Here is a 16,449-nt window from a genome sequence, read left to right as displayed (position 1 = left end):
GGCCTTGCCCGGTGACCGTGGGCGGCCGAAGGGCGACCCCGGCGTCCGGAGCCGACGCAGGCGCAGACAAGGTCGCCACCGATGCCGTGCGTTCCCCATCTCCCGCACCGGATCTGAAACTGCCGCCGGGGCTGCCCCCAAGGGGCGGGCGCTTCAGAGCACGCGGCTGCGGGACGGCAGGGAGAGGCGGGGCCGGACTGCCCGGCCGCTCGATGACGGCGACCTTGCCCTCGCAGGCGTGATCTTCGGGGGAGGGGGCTGACCGGCGATGAAGCCCGGCCGCGGGGCCGCGATCAGAGTTCGATCGCTTCGCTGAACTCGTCGTCCGTGAGCGGCGTCTGGAACTCGACGGCGATACCACCCTCGAAGCGGCGCACAACCTTGGCGGGCGTGCGGCCGACGACCACCGCGGTGCCGATGGTCGGGCGCAGCGTCGAGGACAGGGCCGCGCCCGACAGCGACACGTCGATGATGCGCACGGCGTGCTCGCTGCCGTCCGGCAGGCGGAGAAGCGCGATGGCCTTGCGCGGCACGATGCGCTCGTGGCGGCGGTCTTCCGGCAGGCCGAGGGCGTGGCGGTTGGCGAGCCATGTGAGCTGGTTCGCGAGCTTGTCGCGCTTGCGCAGGGGCGCGGCGATGGTCATCGCGAAGCCGTTCTCGATGTGGCGCACGATCTCGCCCTCGATGCGGCCGATGTGCTCCAGGTAGACGATGACGCGCTCGCCGATCTCGCCCCGCATCGGCGCGATGAGAGAGACGCCGCCGGGGGACATGTCGATGGTCTGGCAGGGATATTCCTGCCGATTGCTCAGCATGTAGCGCCCGAGCAGGGCCACCTTGACGCGCGCATGCCGCCGCCGCTCCAAGGGGCGGGCGCTCGGCACCTGGTTATGACGCTGCTGGGGCTGCATCTGGGGCGCGTCGAACTCGCAATCCGCGACGGTCGGCAACGGGCAATGTTCCGGGGGCAGACTACCCGGCGGAGATTAATGCTGCCTTAGCACGACATCTCAGTGCCTGCCGCCCGGCAGAATAACGAGATTGAGGCGGTGCGGCCGGGTGTCGACGTCGGCGCCCAGCGGGGCGCCGTCGGGCTCGCGGCCGGCAGGCCAGATGATGCGCTGGGAGGTCGTGCTCAGCATTCCGATGCGGTCGAAGCCGAGCCAGGTGGGCACGACCTGCGGCGAGAGCGCACCGAGCACGCGCGCGTGGCTCTTGCCGTGATGGCGCAGCGGCAGGAGCAGCAGCTCCAGTTCGATCGTCTCGCCGCCTACGGTGGTGCCGGTCACGCCGCCGACGACACCCGCCGATTCGTCGAGGACGACATTGACGAGCCGCGCGATCTCCAGCTGATCGGCGCCTCCCCAGAGCGAGGCGAGGCGGCGATATTTCAGCTCGCTGCCGAAGAGCGCGCACAGGCGCGTCCCCGCGAGCCGGAAGGTGACGGTGCCGTGGGCCGCCACCTCGAGGATGAAGGTGTCGGCCAGGACATGGCGGATGGCGCCGGGCTCGATCTCGCCGCGCTCCGGTGCCATGCGCTCGCCCCGGAGCTTGTCCCAATACGAGAAGAGAATGCGCGTCGTCGCGTGTTTCATCGTAGCGTCCAGCCCATCCGGGGACAGGGTGCCTGCCGCCCCCCGTCCGGTTTCGATCCACAACCGTGCCCGAATGGCGATGTCGGATCGAAAGCCGCGGTTCCCGCGCTGCCCGTCGCATGCGGCGTGCCAGTGCCCGTCGACTGACCAACGCCCCTGCTGGCCGTCAGTTCCGTTAGGGTTAACGAAGGGTTGACGTTGCCGCGACAATCGTTTCCTGCGAGCGTGTCCCCGCCACGGTTTCAGCCATCCGCCTTCGCTCCTTCGGCAGGGTGGCTCGTGACAGTCGACAGGGGGGTGAAGACGTGACCAGGAGCCGCTCGTCGAGCGGCGTCGGGCAGACCGGCGGGTCCCATGCAGGCCGGCCGGGCTTCACCGGACAGGGGAGGGCGCCCGGCGCTCTCCCCTTTTTCTTGTCCACGACTGTCCGTTTGCCGCGGCAACGGCTTGCGCCGCCCGTCGGGCTCGTCATCCTCGTGGCATGAGCTTCGAACCCCTTCCGCCGCGGTCGCCGCGCGAGCCGATGTTCAATGCGCCGACCGTGCTTGTGATCCTGATCGCGGTTCTGGTGCTGATTCATGTCGGACGGATCTTCCTCGGCGAGGAGGCGGATTTCCGCCTCGTCCTCGATTTCGGCTTCATTCCCGCGCGGTTCCTCGTGGGCCTCGATCCCGAGTGGCTGGCGGCGGTTGCGGAACACATCGCAGAGGAGGATGGCGAGGGGGCCGGGCAGCGGCTGATCCTCGCGCGCATCGTGCTAGGACCGGGAGACTGGAAGCCATGGACGCTCCTCACCTACGCCTTCCTGCACGGCTCCTGGCTGCACCTGGCCTTCAACAGCCTGTGGCTGCTCGCCTTCGGCAGCCCCGTGGCGCGCCGCTTCGGGCCAGCGCGCTTTCTCCTGCTCTTCGCCGTCTGCGCGGTGGCGGGCGCCGCGGCGCATCTCGTCAGCCACCCCTACGACCTCCTGCCGGTGGTCGGAGCCTCCGGCGCGATATCGGGTTGCATGGCGGCGGCCGTGCGCTTCGCCTTCCAGCCGTCGCGGCCGTTGTCGATGTTGCACCACGAGCGCGATGCGGCGGACATGCAGCCGGCGCCGCCGCTCGGCGTCATCGTGCGTGACAGGCGCGCGGCGACCTTCCTCGTCGTCTGGTTCGCGACGAACATCGCCCTCGGCCTCGGGAGCGTGCCGGGTCCCGAGGGCGTGAGCATCGCCTGGGAAGCGCATGTGGGCGGCTTCCTGGCCGGGCTCGTGCTCTTCCGGCTGTTCGATCCGGTCCCGCGGTCACCTGCAACGAAAGTCTAGGTCCATTCGGCGGGAGCGCTTGCGGGCGGGAGCGCTATTCCCCACAATCGGCCGGAGCTGTTCGCTGGCGGGCGTGCCGCTCCGCGGCGAATGGTCCGAGCTCGCAAGGGGCTCGTCGCAAAGGCACTCATGGGGAAACCGATGACCGTCGCCCATATCCTCGCGACGAAGGGTCGCGACGTCGTCACCATCCAACCTCACAGGACGCTCGCGGAGGCCGCCCGGCTTCTGGCGGAACGGCGCATCGGCGCCGTGGTCGTAGCCGGGGCCGATCGCACGGTGCTCGGCATCCTGTCCGAGCGCGACATCGTGCGCATGCTCGCGGCGCATGGCGCGTCCGTGCTGGACGATCCGGTGTCGCGCCACATGACGAGCAAGGTCATGATGTGCTCGCCCTCGTCCGACATCAACGAGGTCATGGGCATGATGACCGAGGGGCGCTTCCGCCATCTGCCGGTGATCGAGGACGGCAAGCTCGCGGGGATCGTCTCGATCGGCGACGTCGTGAAGCATCGCCTCGCAGAGATCGAGGCGGAACATCGGGCCATGCGCGAGTACATCACCATGGCCTGAGCCGAAACGGCTCAGGCCGGCACGGTCTGCTGCGCGATGAGCTCGCGCAGCTCGCCGAGCGCCTTCTCGGCGGCTTCCTCGCCGAGCGCGATGATCTCGTCCGCGCGATGGAAGTCGAAGAGGCCGATGCGGCCGAGCTTGGGCGAGATCATCACATCGGGCGGGTCGCCGGCGAGCCGCGACCGGGCGATGCGATCCTGGGTGATGTTGAAGGCATCCATCATCACCGTGCCGATGCCGGGCGCTCCGTCCGAGCGCCGGCCGAAGCGCAGCATCCGCCGCCCGAAGAGGCCGCCCTGCGCGCCGGACTGGCCCGCCTCCTCGCCCTCCTCGTCGTCCGGGCCGTGTGCGGGAATGACCGTGCCGCGTCCGCGGACGTCGCCGTTCAGATTGACGCAGACGACAATCTCGGCGCCGTGCGCGCGCGCCGCCGTCACGGGAATGGGATTGACGAGCGCGCCGTCCATCAGCCAGCGGCCGCCGAACTTCACGGCGTCGAAGATGCCGGGCAGGGCGTAGGAGGCGCGCAGGGCCTCGACCATGGGGCCCCGCGTCAGCCAGATCTCGTGGCCGGTGCCGAGCTCCGTCGCGATGCCGACGAGGCGCGTGGGCAAGGATTCGATGCGCAGCGTGCCGAGATGTTGCTCGAGCAGCCGCCGCAGGCGATCGCCGCCGAGCAGGCCCGAGCCGTTCAGATGGAAGTCCATCAGGCCGACGACGCGCCGCTTGTTGAGAGCGCGGGCGAATTCCTCGAGCTCGTCGAGCTTGTCGGCGGCGAAGCAGCCTCCGACGACCGCGCCGATCGATGTGCCGGCGATGACGTCCGGCGCGAGGCCCTCGCGTTCCAGCACGCGCAACACGCCGATGTGCGACCAGCCGCGCGCGGCGCCGCCGCCGAGCGCAAGGCCGATCTTCGCGCGGGGTGGGGCGGCGGACTGCGGCGGCTGCGCCTCCTCGCCCGTCACGGCGCCCCCGCCGAGGCCGATCGCCCGCAAGGTGATGCCGTCCAGCATGTTCCGTCCCTCCGCCGGTCAGCCCTCCAAGATTGCCAGCATCCTCTTACGATGGGGTGAATGCGCCGGAATTGCGATGGCAGGATGTCGGCCGGATTACTCCGAGAGCGTTAGGGCGAGATCCGCGGCCGGCGCCCGTCCGGTCGGCACGACCCTGTAGAAACAGGACCGGCGGCCCGTATGGCAGCAGCCGCCGTCGCCGCCGACGCGCACCTTGAGCCACACAGCATCTTGATCGCAGTCGACCCGCATCTCGACCACGCTCTGCAGCTGCCCCGACGTGTCACCCTTGTGCCACAGCGTCTGGCGCGAGCGCGACCAGTACCAGGCCTCGCCGGTCTCGATGGTCCTCGCCAGCGCCTCGGCATTCATGTGCGCGACCATCAGAAGCTCGCCGGTGTCGGCGTCGGTCGTCACGCAGGTGACGAGCCCTGCGGCGTCGAAGGCGGGCATCAGCCGCCGGCCTTCCTCCACCTCGTGCTTCGCGCCGCGGGGGGCGAAGGCTTCGCATTTGTCACACATGGGTCGTCCAAGGGCGGTTGTCCAAGGGGCCGGCGGTGATCGCGGTCTCTCGCGGGCACCCGGCCGCATGGGACGCTCAGCGCGCGCCGCGCAGCAGGGTCATGAAGCGCACCTGCTCGGCCGGGTCCGACTTGAACACGCCGCTGAACTGGGTCGTCACCGTGGAGACGCCCTGCTTCTGCACGCCGCGCATCGACATGCACATGTGCTCGGCCTCGAGCATCACGGCGACGCCACGCGGCTGCAGCGCCTCTTCGATGGTGGCCAGGATCTGGGCGCTCAAGGCCTCCTGCGTCTGCAGGCGCCGGGCGAAGACGTCGACGACGCGCGCGAGTTTCGACAGCCCGACGACGCCCTTGGTCGGGTAGTAGGCGATATGCGCCATGCCGACGAAGGGCACCATGTGGTGTTCGCAGTGCGAGAAGAAGGGGATGTCGCGCAGGAGCACGATGTCGTCGTAGCCCTCGACCTCCTCGAAGACGCGGTCGAGCACATAGTGCGGATCGTGGCGATAGCCGCGGTAGAGCTCCTCGTAGGCCTTCACCACGCGCTTGGGGGTTTCGCGCAAGCCCTCCCGGTTGGGATCGTCGCCGGCCCACAGGATGAGCGTGCGCACCGCCGCCTCCGCTTCCTCACGGCTCGGACGGGTCAGAAGGGGCTTGTCGGCGTCGGCCTCGGCCACGCGCGCGGACAAGGACTTAACCACGGCTTCCATGTGGTGCCTCCCGCTTGGAGCCTGACGGCTCGAAGGATTCTCTCGCATCTACGCGTCCTGGACTACGACGGGGCAAAAAGAAACTCCCATCCGCGGCGCCAGGCCGCACGGTCCGCGGTACGCCCTGTCGCGCAGGTCAGGCCGAACAACGGGCTCACGGGCGATGATCGCGGGCCTTCCCGCGTTGCGCCCAACATGCCTATATAGGTGAAGCGGTGACCGCCGCAATGCAGCTCGCCGCATGGTCGCGTGTGCACCGATGCTGAACGACATCTACAATCGTAAAATCCTGGAATTGGCCGCCAATATTCCGCGTCTCGGCCGCCTCAGCGCGCCGGATGCCAGCGCGACCGCCCATTCCAAGCTCTGCGGCTCCACCGTGACCATCGACATCGCCATGAACGGGGATGTCGTGACCGATTTCGCCCATGAGGTCCGTGCCTGCGCCCTCGGCCAGGCTTCGTCGTCGATCATGGCGCGCCATGTCATCGGCTCCACGGCGGCCGAATTGCGCGACGTGCGGCAGACGATGCTGCGCATGCTCAAGGACAATGGACCTCCGCCCGAAGGCAAGTGGGCGGATCTGGCCGTGCTCGAGCCGGTGCGCGACTTCAAGGCACGCCACGCCTCCACCATGCTGACGTTCGATGCCGTGGTCGATGCGCTCGGTATGATCGACGCGCAGCGCCAAATCCGCTCCGGCACGACCGGCTAGGATCGCCCCATGTCCAGCCGTGGGGAGAGGTTCGCATCCTTCTGAAGGGCGGGCTGTCCCGAGGAGGCGCCGGCGGGGCGCGTCGCTCCGGCTCCGGCCCTGCCTGTGCGATTCAGTCGGAATCGACGAGGGCGCGGCGCGTCTCGACCCGCGCCCTCGTGAAGGCATCGATGAAGGCGGGTTTCGTGCGCAGGACGGCGGCGATCGCCCGACCCGCTTGCCGGCCGGCTTCGATGTCGCTCGGGAAATGCACGCCGCAGAGGGCGCGGCTCTGAGCGTAGAGGGCTGCGCGTGCCATGATCGCCTCGCGCTTCTCCGGCAGCATGTCGGCCAGCACGAGCCCATAGAGTTCGCCGAGCGCGGCGTGGCTCGACGGATACGAGCCGCTGTCGGGCCGTTTCACGCAGGTTTCGACCTCCGCGCTGATGCGGAAAGGGCGCGGGCGGCGCCAGATGTCCTTGACCGTGGCGAGGATCGCCTCCTCGTCCTCCGCCAGCTTGTCGAACAGGGCCTTGGTCGCCGGCAGATTCTTGCCCGCGAAGGAGGGGCCCAGCAGATCCGCGAAGCGGAAGATCGTCTGCTTGCGATCCTTGCGGGCACGTTCGATGCTTTCGGGCGTGCGCCCGCGTTGCAGGGCAAGGACGGTGTCGAGATCCACCGCGGCCTCGGCCGACCCGGCCGCCGGCGGCGGCGGCAGGAGGCGCACGAGATCGATCTCATCCGGAGCCACGAAATGGGCGGCCCGATCGCCCTGCGGCTCGCGCGCCCCGGCGGGCCAGGCCGCGACGAGGACGAGCGCAACGAGTGCGGCTGCGCGCAGCAGGGTCACGACGCCACCGGTCCGGACAGGAAGGGGCTGCCGGTGCTCACCAGCGCGTCTTGAAGGAATAGGCGGCGCTCAGGCCGAAGGAGAACTGGTCGCGCGAGCCGAAGGCGCGGGTGATCGGGCTGTCCGCGGCGTCGCCGACCAGGCGGTCGTAGCCGCCGTGGACCGTCGTGGTCCACTCCTCCGACCAGGCATAGGAGAGGGCCGCCGAGGCGCCCAGCGACTTGACGCCGCCGTTGGCCTTGAAGGGGATCACGCGCCCGTTGACGGCTGCCTCGCGGGCGCTGACCCCGAACATCGTGTCCATGTAGTTGCTGTCGCCGAGCGCCAGCCGCGGGCCGCCGGACAGGGTGAAGCGGTCGAAGCGGTGGATGAGGTCGATCGCCGCATTGCCGACGAATCCGTCGTGGCCGTTGATGCCGTGGCGGATCTCCATGCGCGCGCGCAGGTTGTCGACCGGGTAATATTCGACGAAGACGCCCGGCTCGACCGACCAGTCGATCTTGTCGAGGCCGTAGAGCCGGCGGTCGTCGCTGAGATAGCGGCCGGTGGAATAGCGCGCCACGGGGCCGATCCGGAAGCCGCCGGCGTCGAGGAGCGCGAAGCCGAAGCCGTCGTCCGGCGCGCTGAAGCGCCACGGAGCGCCGACACGCTGGATGTTGAGGCCGCCGCTCGGGAAGACGCCGTAGCGGTCGGAGCCCTCGAAACGGGGCAGGACCTTGCCACCCGCCCGCAGCGTGACGATCCACTCGTTAGTGGGCGGGGCCTGGGGAGACAGCGGCTGCGTCGTGAAGAACGGGTCGGCGGCCTGCGCGCCCGATCCGAGAAGGGCGATGGCTGCAAGAGCCACGGCAGATGCGACGCGAGACACCACGGACACTCCCTCGTTCCTCGTGCGAGCTTGATCCCACATGGTTAACGCATCGCTATGACGCATCACCGAAGCTGCGGACCGCCCGCAGGAGCGACTGGCCGAGAACGCCGACGCGCGCCATATGTGGCTCATCGACGAAGGTGAGATTGTGGCCGGAACGCCCCAAAAATCGCTGGCCGTGTGGATAGCCCATATTCTCATCCGTGGCTACCAACTCACGGTTTCGGCCTTCGTCGGCCGACAATGCAGGCATTGGCCGTCCTGTTCGTCCTATACGGACGAGGCGATGCAGCGGCACGGTTTCTGGGCCGGGGGGTGGATGGGGGTGGCGCGCATCTGCCGCTGCAACCCCTGGGGCACGGCGGGCATCGATCTCGTGCCGGAGGCGTTGCCGCCCGGAAGCGGCTGGTATAAGCCGTGGACTTACGGACGCTGGCGCGGCGTGAACGCGCCGGCTTTCCAGTGCGAGGCCGTCGAACCGGACGGCGACCGAGCCTCCTGAATCCTGAACCTGTCCGTTCGGCCAGACGCTTACCTGCCTCAGTTCGCAGGAGTGAGCGGGGAGATTTTTGTTGATGATCACTCTCACCTTTCCCGATGGCGCCCAGCGTCAGTATGCCCGCGGCATCTCGGGCCGCGACGTCGCCGAAAGCATCGCCAAGTCGCTCGCCAAGCGCACGGTCGCCATGGCCATCGACGGTACCGTGCAGGACCTCGGCGACTCGATCGCCCACGATGCCCGGATCGAATTCCTGACGCGGGACGATCCGCGCGCGCTCGAGCTCATCCGCCACGACTGTGCCCACGTGCTCGCCGAGGCGGTGCAGACGCTCTTTCCGGGCACGCAGGTGACCATCGGGCCCGTCATCGAGAACGGCTTCTACTACGACTTCTTTCGTAATGAGCCCTTCACGCCCGACGACTTCGCGGCGATCGAGAAGAAGATGCGGGAGATCATCGCCCGTGACGCGCCCTTCACCAAGGAGGTGTGGAGCCGCGAGGAGGCGCGCGCCTATTTCGAGAAGAAGGGCGAGGCCTTCAAGGTGGAGCTCGTCGACTCGATTCCGGAGGGGCAGGACCTCAAGGTCTACCGCCAGGGCGAGTGGCTCGACCTGTGTCGCGGGCCGCACATGACCTCGACCGGCAAGGTCGGCAACGCCTTCAAGCTCATGAAGGTGGCGGGGGCCTATTGGCGCGGCGACGCCAAGAAGCCGATGCTCACCCGCATCTATGGCACCGCCTGGGCGACGCAGGAACAGCTCGACGCCTATCTCAAGCAGCTGGAGGAGGCCGAGAAGCGCGACCATCGCCGCCTCGGCCGGGAGATGGACCTCTTCCACTTCCAGGAGGAAGGGCCCGGCGTCGTCTTCTGGCATCCCAAGGGCTGGACGCTGTTCCAGCAGCTCATCGCCTACATGCGCCGCAGGCTCGAGGGCGACTATGCCGAGGTCAATGCGCCCCAGATCCTCGACAAGGTGCTGTGGGAGACCTCCGGGCACTGGGACTGGTACCGCGAGAACATGTTCGCGGCGCAGTCGGCCGGCGACGAGGCCGAGGACAAGCGCTGGTTCGCGCTCAAGCCAATGAACTGCCCCGGCCACGTGCAGATCTTCAAGCACGGCCTCAAGAGCTACCGCGACCTGCCGCTCAGGCTCGCCGAGTTCGGCGTCGTGCACCGCTACGAGCCGTCGGGCGCCATGCACGGCCTCATGCGGGTGCGCGGCTTCACCCAGGACGACGCGCATATCTTCTGCACCGAGGAGCAGCTCGCCGAAGAGTGCCTGAAGATCAATGACCTGATCCTGTCGACCTACGCCGACTTCGGCTTCGACGACATCGTGGTCAAGCTCTCCACCCGGCCGGCCAAGCGCGTCGGCACGGACGAGATGTGGGACCACGCCGAGGACGTGATGCGCCGCGTGCTTGCCGAGATCGCGGCGCGTTCGGGCAATCGGATCAAGACCGACATCAATCAGGGCGAGGGGGCCTTCTACGGGCCGAAGTTCGAATATGTGCTGCGCGACGCCATCGGGCGCGACTGGCAGTGCGGTACGACGCAGGTGGACTTCAACCTGCCGGAGCGCTTCGGCGCCTTCTATGTCGACCACGACGGCCAGAAGAAGACCCCGGTCATGGTGCACCGCGCCATCTGCGGCTCGATGGAGCGCTTCACGGGCATCCTGATCGAGCATTTCGGCGGGCATTTCCCGCTCTGGCTTGCGCCGCTGCAGATGGTCGTCGCCACCATCACGTCCGAGGGCGACGCCTACGCGGCCGAGGTCGTGGCAGCGGCGCGCAAGGCAGGCCTCCGGGTCGAGGCGGATCTGCGCAACGAGAAGATCACCTACAAGGTGCGCGAGCATTCGCTCGCCAAGGTGCCGGTGCTTCTCGTCGTGGGCAGAAAGGAGGCCGCCGAGCGGACGGTTTCGATCCGCCGTCTCGGCTCGCAGGAGCAGACATCGATGGGCCTCGAGGCGGCGCTCGCCGCCTTCGCGGAGGAGGCGGTGCCACCGGATCAGCGGCGCAGCGCCGCGTTGCGGGCGGTGGCCTGAGCAAATCCGACGCGCGACGATCGCACACGCGGGGCTCCGGCCCCGCGTTTGTCCTTGTGCGCCGACGGTGCGGCCGTGCCACTCAGCGGGCCACGACCTCGATGTCGCGGTCGTTGCCGCTCTCGACCTTGAACTCGCGCGTGTAGACCTGCCCCTCGTGGCGGGCGATCACGACATAGTCGCCCTCGGCCAGGACCAGGGAGGGAAAGGCGCCGATGGCCTCGCGGATCACGTCGCCGCCCGGCGTCAGCACGGAGAAGGCCGTGCCGGCGAAGGCCTCGCCCCCCGGCAGGCGCACGAGCTTGAGGGTCACGGTCGCGGCGCGATGGTTGAGGGTGGCGTCGGTGATCTTGCCAGCCTCGACCTTGAGATCGGCGCGCTGGCTTGCGTTGGTATCGCCGTAGTTCGAGACGACGTGATAGGTGCCCTCGGGCAGGCGCAGGAGCTCTCCGGCCTTGGCATTGGCGACGACGAGCCGCCCCTCGGAATAGGAGCCGACCGGCACGTACACGGAGAAGGTGAGCCTCGACGCCGGGATGGGGGTTCCACTGATCGCGCCGCCGACCCTGAGGCCGCCGGCGCTCACGGTCAGCCGGTCGAGCAGGTTGCCGCGCAGGACAAGGCGCTTCGTGGCGCTGGCGAAGCCGTAGGCGACGTGCACGATGTAATTGCCGGTGGGCAGGGAGAAGACAGGCAGAGGCTCGTTCGACCGCGCGACGAGGGTCGGGGCGGCGTTGTCGCCGCGGTCGGCATAGACGCGCCAGACGAGGCCGGACCGGATGAACTTGCCCTCGCCCGCGAAGACGGCGCCCAATGAAAGGGCCGCCTCCTGCGCAGCCGCGCCACTGCCCCCCGTCGCCGGCAGCGAGGGAAGGGGCGCCGCCGGTTTCGCGGGCGTCTGGGCGTCAGCCGCAGACGCCGCCGTGAAGAGGGCAACCGTGACCGCGGCGACGCGGCGCAGAGCGAGCTTCATCGTTCGTCGTTCTCAACCATGGGCAGGCGCGGCCGCTGATGCTCCCGATCCACGGGCGACGAGCAGTTGCACGCCGGCCGCTTCAGCTTCGCCTCGTTTCGCCCCCATCCTGTCTACTCAATGTTCTCGGCGCAGGGAAACAGGGCACCGTTCAAAAAGGGTCTCTCGAGCACTTCCCGATTCAATTGAATCGGGAAGTGCGTCTATCTTTTTGAGAATAGAGCATTTTCGCTGGCGCGGGCCTCCGGTTCTTCGCCAAACCGGCGTCCACTTCGGCGGAAAATGCTCTAGCGCGTGCGGGTCTGCAGGGCCACGCCGTTCTCCTCGCGAGCGATCAGGTCGGACATCGCGGCGACGAGGTTATTGACCGACAATGGCCGGAAGGTGAAATGCACCCGGTGCCTGCCCGGGGGCACCTCGACGCCGCGGAAGAGCAGATTGACGCGCCGGATGGGGCGCGACTCGCCGTCCACCACCGCCTCCCAACCCGGATAGTAGATGTCGTGCAGCACCAGCATGGCGCGACGGTCGGTCTCGACGTCGATGACGACGGCGTTGCGGCGGTAGCCGCGGATGCGCACCTGGCCGGTGGCGGGCTCGGGCGCCGTCGTCTGGTCGCGCAGGCCGTAATCGCCCCGCAGTTCCTCGGCATCGGCCTCGTCGATCAGCGCCTCGCCGTTGCGGTCGAACTCCGGCAGCTCGTCCTCCTGCAGCACGCTCTCGCTGTCGACCGCGATGAGCCGCGTCGCGAGATAGGCGCGGGGTGCGGTCGGCGTCAGCCGGTAGATCCACATGGACCCGGCGCCATAGAGGAGATTGGCGTTCGTCAGGCGCGGGAAGTGGCGCGGCAGCCGCTCGATCGGCCGGTCGAGCACGAGATATTCGAGCCCGAGCAGGGTGGCGAGCCGGCAACGGTAACCGCGGAAGGTGCCGGGGAAATGGCGCAGATTGGGATCGGCGGCGTTCTCGCCCGGCCCGACGGCGCGCTCGTAGTCGGCAAGGCGCAGGGGGTTGTAGCCGATCGTGTCCTCGAGGCCGAAGACCATGGAGGCATTCTGCCAGGCGCCGCCGAGGCCCAGGATCTCGATGCGCGGGCGCTCGCCGCGGGCGTGCCGGCCGTCGAGCTCCGTCTTCAGGATCTGCAGGCCGCGGAGCTGCTCGGCGGGCAGTTCCTCGAAGACGGCATAGCGCTGCGCCGGCTCGGCGTTCAGCGCGGAGGCGGCATTGCGGCCGACGAGTTCGACCCCGGTGCCGAGCACGAAGAGGCAGGCGGCGGCTGTGCGCCACGCCGGGCGGCGCGCTCCCTGGACGAGGACCGCGGCGGCGAGGACGGCGAGCGCGAGGCCGAGCCCCATGTCGCGGGCCGCGCGCGCGAGCTCGCCGGCGGTGACCGCGAAGCTTGCGCCGGCGGCCACGGCGGCGATGGCCAGAGCGATGGCGGCGGAGGTGAGCAGGGCCCCGGAGACGGCACCGCGCGCCGTCGGGCGGCCCGGCAGGCCGTGGCGCAGGTAGCGATGGACGAGATAGCCCACCGCCATCGCGACGGCGAAATTGATCAGAAAGGTCGCGTCGGCCGGCCGGCGGTAGAGGTCGACGCCGGGGACATGATCGAACAGCAGTTCGAAGACCGGCGTGTAGCGGCCGAGCGCGTAGACGAGGGCGGTGAGGCCGACGATGAGGAAGAAGCGGAAGTCGCGCGCAAACAGCCGCCCGCCGGCGATCCCGTGCCAGAGCAGGAGCAGGGCAGGCGGCGTGCCGACGAAGAGATAGTTGACGGCGCGGTCCGTCCACGACCCTTCCGCCAGCGTCGAGGGGCCGGGGCCCCAGTAGTCGTAGGTCGTGTCGAGAGAGCCGAAGACGTTGCCGAACAGCAGGGTCGCGAGGCTCGACGGCGGCAGCGAGCCCATGGCGGCGACGCCGAAGCCGATCGCCGGCCGGTTCGATTCCATCAGGAGCTGGATGGTGAGGAGGGCAGGCACGGCCAGGATGACCGCGCCCGTGGCCGCCATGACGGCGAGAAGCGGCAGGCGCGAGCGCAGGAAGGCGAGCGGCGCGCCGGAGCTGAACGTCTGGTGGAGGCCCGCGCCGATCAGCGTGAGGCAGCACAGGAAGGCCACCTGGTCGCGCCCGACCGCCATGAGCGCCGCCGTCACGGCGAAGAGCACGCCGCGCAGATAGGACCGCCGCGCGAGCGCGCTTTCGAGGAACAGGAGCGCCAGGGGGAAGAAGCCGTAGGAGAAGATCATCCCCGTGTGCTGCAGCCGCGCCGCCGCCGAGCCGCCGAGGATGTAGATCATCGCCGCCACGACCGCGCCCGCCGGGTGCCAGCCGCGCCGGCGGAACAGGCCGAGGACGCCCGCGGCCCCGGGCAGGAAATGGGCGAGCACCACGAGATCGAACAGATGCATCGACGGCGTGGGCACGAGCCAGCCGAAGAGGAGCATCGTCGGGGTGAAGAGGAGCGACTGCGGATCGGCCACAGCCGGAAACCCGCTGAAATGATAAGGGTTCCACAGCGGCCACTCGCCGTTCGCGAGGGAGGCGCCGAGGTAGCGCAGCATGGGATAGAAGTGGTTCTTCGAATCCCACGGCACGACGCTGTCGGTCAGGAGCCACATGCTGGCCGCCGCCGCCCAGAAGAGGATGACGGCGAAACCGGCCGCGAGCGTTCGCCGCGGCGTCCAGGCTGAAGAGCAGGGAAGATCTGAGGCCGGAGAATTCGCCGTCATGGTCGTCGGGGCCACCGGGACACGCAACTGCGACGGAGGGTGGTTTGCCGGCTGCGGGCGGGCATGGCGCCCGTCCCGCCCCGATGCGACGGCAGGGGTGAGGGGCGGTGGGCCGCGAGCACGCGCAACAGGTCCGCGCGCCCGTCACGGGCGGCCGCACGGCCTGTCCAACGCATGGCCCGCATGACCACGGCGCATCCCCATCCTTCGGGCGGCAGGGCCGCCCACCCCGCTGAAACGCCGGGCTCACAAGGGAGTGCCGGGCACAGACGTGGAGCATCTGCTCCAGCCATCGACATTAGCGCACCATGCGCGCAGGACAAGCGCGGTGCGGTGCGACGGTTGAAGGAGCCTGCCGCGCCTGCTCTAACGGAAACCAGATGACCACATGATGAACATCGTCACGGGTCGCCCCTGCCACCTCTCCTCGCAATGACCGACATGCTCGACCTCCTGCGTACACGCCGCTCCGTGCCCTCCCCGATGCTCGGCGCGCCCGCCCCTTCGGGTGCCGAGCTCGAGGCGCTTCTTTCCATCGCATCGCGGGTGCCGGATCACGGCAAGCTGGCGCCCTGGCGCTTCATCCTCATCGAGGGCGACGCCCGCCACCGCATCGGCCAGGTGATCGCCGGCGCATTCGCGGCGGACAATCCGGATGCCTCCGGCGAGCGCCTTGCGGCGGAGCGCAAGCGCCTCGCCCATGCGCCGCTGGTCATCGCCGTGGTGTCGCGCGCCAGGCCGCACGTGAAGATCCCGGAGTGGGAGCAGATCCTCTCTGCCGGCGCCGTGTGCATGAACCTCGTCGTGGCGGCGAACGCCGCCGGCTATGCGACGAGCTGGCTCACCGAGTGGTACGCCTTCGACCGGCGCGTGCTCGACGCCCTCGGGCTCGAGCCCCATGAGCGCATCGCCGGCTTCATCCACGTGGGCACAGCGACGGAGAAGCCGAGCGACCGCCCGCGTCCGGCGCTCGCCGACATCGTCACGCGGTACGAGGGCTGACGTCGCGGCGGCCGCCGTTCCGGCATGTCCAGAAATGCGATAGACGAGACCCGCCCGCGAGCGCGTCCGGAGACCCCGACCCGTGTTCTACGACACCGCGAAGAACGACCACGGCCTGCCGCACGACCCCTTCAAGGCGCTCGTCGTGCCGCGCCCGATCGGATGGATCACGTCGATGGGAGCGGACGGAGCGGTCAATCTGGCGCCCTACAGCTTCTTCAATGCCTTCTCGACGCGGCCGCCGATCGTCGGCTTCTCCAGCGAGGGGCGGAAGGATTCCGTCTCGCTCGTCGATGAGACGCGCGAGTTCGTCTGCAACATCGCGACCTACGACCTCCGGGACGCGATGAACGCGACCTCCGCGCCGCTGCCGCGCGGGACGAGCGAGTTCGAAGCAGCCGGCCTTGCCATGGAGCCGTCGCGGCTGGTGCGGCCGCCGCGCGTCCGTGGCATCGCCGCGGCTCTCGAATGCCGCCACCTGCGCACCATCCAGCTCGAGGACATCGACGGTCGCGCGGTCGACCGGTGGCTCGTCCTCGGCCAGGTGATTGGCATCTTTATCGACGACCGCTTCCTCAAGGATGGCGTCGTCGACACGCCGGCGATGCAGCCCATCGCCCGCCTCGGCTACAAGGACTACTCCGTCGTCGACGAGGTGTTCTCGCTGACGCGGCCGGCCGGCGGCTGAGGCGGCGCGGCGCCACGGGGACGCGGCCAGCACCCGCCGCGCCTCTGCCCTTCGGTTCGCGTTCTCGTGGGCGACGCACAGGCGGTGAACGCCCGTCGTGCTTCACTGCGGGAAGCACGGCCCGTCGCAACCGCTCCCTCTCCCCCGCACCTTCCGTTCCCCTGCCTGTCCCGCGAAGCGGCCGATCGGTCGGCCTTGTCGATCCGGCGGAACTGGCCGATGGTACCATCGTAGCCAGCCGATGCCGCTTCCCGGCGATCGACGGGCCCGTTCGAGTGCAGGAGGGGGAAAACTCGTCGCGATTCGTCGATACAGTTGGGTTAGCATTCGACCGTCGGCAAGGAGCCCGCGCGGCTCAACCGAAGG

General features: G+C 69.1%; 16 protein-coding genes. 7 read left to right on the top strand and 9 right to left on the bottom strand.

What is annotated here, in order from left to right; translation table 11 throughout:
- Positions 1 to 293: 293 nt before the first annotated feature.
- On the bottom strand, positions 294 to 911 hold the full coding sequence (locus QNA08_RS14225; RefSeq protein WP_283741481.1) for a PilZ domain-containing protein: 618 nt from the start codon (positions 909 to 911) through the stop codon (positions 294 to 296).
- 99 nt (positions 912 to 1,010) lie between these two features.
- Positions 1,011 to 1,595 carry a PAS domain-containing protein gene (locus tag QNA08_RS14220; protein ID WP_283741393.1) on the bottom strand — a complete coding sequence of 195 codons (585 nt, stop codon included), beginning with the start codon at positions 1,593 to 1,595 and terminating at the stop codon, positions 1,011 to 1,013.
- A 481-nt stretch (positions 1,596 to 2,076) separates the two neighbouring features.
- Between QNA08_RS14220 and QNA08_RS14215 the strand changes: the two genes are divergently transcribed.
- Together QNA08_RS14215 and QNA08_RS14210 are read left to right on the top strand one after the other, a co-directional pair.
- A complete protein-coding gene (locus tag QNA08_RS14215) occupies positions 2,077 to 2,901 on the top strand; it encodes a rhomboid family intramembrane serine protease (protein WP_283741392.1) in 825 nt (274 codons plus the stop codon).
- Between the two features lie 141 nt (positions 2,902 to 3,042).
- Positions 3,043 to 3,474 carry a CBS domain-containing protein gene (locus QNA08_RS14210; RefSeq protein ID WP_283741391.1) on the top strand — a complete coding sequence of 144 codons (432 nt, stop codon included), beginning with the start codon at positions 3,043 to 3,045 and terminating at the stop codon, positions 3,472 to 3,474.
- A gap of 11 nt (positions 3,475 to 3,485) precedes the next feature.
- Here the strand turns inward: QNA08_RS14210 and QNA08_RS14205 are convergent, their stop codons facing one another.
- The 3 genes from QNA08_RS14205 to folE form a co-directional block, all read right to left on the bottom strand.
- Positions 3,486 to 4,487, bottom strand: a complete 1,002-nt coding sequence (locus QNA08_RS14205) for a patatin-like phospholipase family protein (protein WP_283741390.1) — start codon at positions 4,485 to 4,487, stop codon at positions 3,486 to 3,488.
- Between the two features lie 96 nt (positions 4,488 to 4,583).
- A complete protein-coding gene (gene hisI, locus QNA08_RS14200; protein WP_283741389.1) occupies positions 4,584 to 5,009 on the bottom strand; it encodes a phosphoribosyl-AMP cyclohydrolase in 426 nt (141 codons plus the stop codon).
- 76 nt (positions 5,010 to 5,085) lie between these two features.
- Entirely contained in the window at positions 5,086 to 5,724 is a 639-nt protein-coding gene (gene folE, locus QNA08_RS14195; RefSeq protein WP_283741388.1) for a GTP cyclohydrolase I FolE, read from the bottom strand.
- A gap of 259 nt (positions 5,725 to 5,983) precedes the next feature.
- Here folE and QNA08_RS14190 point away from each other — a divergent pair, with 259 nt between their 5' ends.
- Positions 5,984 to 6,439: an iron-sulfur cluster assembly scaffold protein gene (locus QNA08_RS14190; RefSeq protein WP_283741387.1), complete on the top strand. Its 456-nt coding sequence runs from the start codon at positions 5,984 to 5,986 to the stop codon at positions 6,437 to 6,439.
- Between the two features lie 112 nt (positions 6,440 to 6,551).
- On the opposite strand, the gene QNA08_RS14185 is transcribed toward QNA08_RS14190, so the two are convergent.
- Both QNA08_RS14185 and QNA08_RS14180 read right to left on the bottom strand, forming a co-directional pair.
- Entirely contained in the window at positions 6,552 to 7,268 is a 717-nt protein-coding gene (locus QNA08_RS14185; protein WP_283741386.1) for an acid phosphatase, read from the bottom strand.
- 37 nt (positions 7,269 to 7,305) lie between these two features.
- Positions 7,306 to 8,136, bottom strand: coding sequence for a MipA/OmpV family protein (locus QNA08_RS14180; RefSeq protein ID WP_283741385.1), 831 nt, complete (start codon positions 8,134 to 8,136; stop codon positions 7,306 to 7,308).
- A gap of 124 nt (positions 8,137 to 8,260) precedes the next feature.
- On the opposite strand from QNA08_RS14180, the gene yidD reads away from it, so the two are divergent.
- Both yidD and thrS read left to right on the top strand, forming a co-directional pair.
- Entirely contained in the window at positions 8,261 to 8,641 is a 381-nt protein-coding gene (gene yidD / locus QNA08_RS14175; protein WP_283741384.1) for a membrane protein insertion efficiency factor YidD, read from the top strand.
- Positions 8,642 to 8,714: 73 nt separating this feature from the next.
- Complete coding sequence (thrS, locus tag QNA08_RS14170; RefSeq protein WP_283741383.1) at positions 8,715 to 10,691, top strand: threonine--tRNA ligase; 1,977 nt, start codon at positions 8,715 to 8,717, stop codon at positions 10,689 to 10,691.
- A gap of 82 nt (positions 10,692 to 10,773) precedes the next feature.
- Here thrS and QNA08_RS14165 read toward each other — a convergent pair whose 3' ends face one another.
- Positions 10,774 to 11,664 (bottom strand): hypothetical protein, encoded by an 891-nt coding sequence (locus QNA08_RS14165; protein WP_283741382.1) that lies wholly within the window; start codon positions 11,662 to 11,664, stop codon positions 10,774 to 10,776.
- Positions 11,665 to 11,951: 287 nt separating this feature from the next.
- Positions 11,952 to 14,393 (bottom strand): YfhO family protein, encoded by a 2,442-nt coding sequence (locus QNA08_RS14160; protein ID WP_283741381.1) that lies wholly within the window; start codon positions 14,391 to 14,393, stop codon positions 11,952 to 11,954.
- Positions 14,394 to 14,825: 432 nt separating this feature from the next.
- Between QNA08_RS14160 and QNA08_RS14155 the strand changes: the two genes are divergently transcribed.
- Together QNA08_RS14155 and QNA08_RS14150 are read left to right on the top strand one after the other, a co-directional pair.
- Positions 14,826 to 15,395 carry a nitroreductase family protein gene (locus QNA08_RS14155; protein WP_283741380.1) on the top strand — a complete coding sequence of 190 codons (570 nt, stop codon included), beginning with the start codon at positions 14,826 to 14,828 and terminating at the stop codon, positions 15,393 to 15,395.
- A gap of 82 nt (positions 15,396 to 15,477) precedes the next feature.
- Entirely contained in the window at positions 15,478 to 16,083 is a 606-nt protein-coding gene (locus QNA08_RS14150; protein ID WP_283741379.1) for a flavin reductase family protein, read from the top strand.
- Positions 16,084 to 16,449 lie beyond the last annotated feature (366 nt).

Source organism: Chelatococcus albus (assembly GCF_030067675.1).
GTDB lineage: Bacteria > Pseudomonadota > Alphaproteobacteria > Rhizobiales > Beijerinckiaceae > Chelatococcus_A > Chelatococcus_A albus.
Note: the sequence above shows the minus strand (reverse complement) of the source record. Positions and strands in the feature narration are given on the sequence as shown.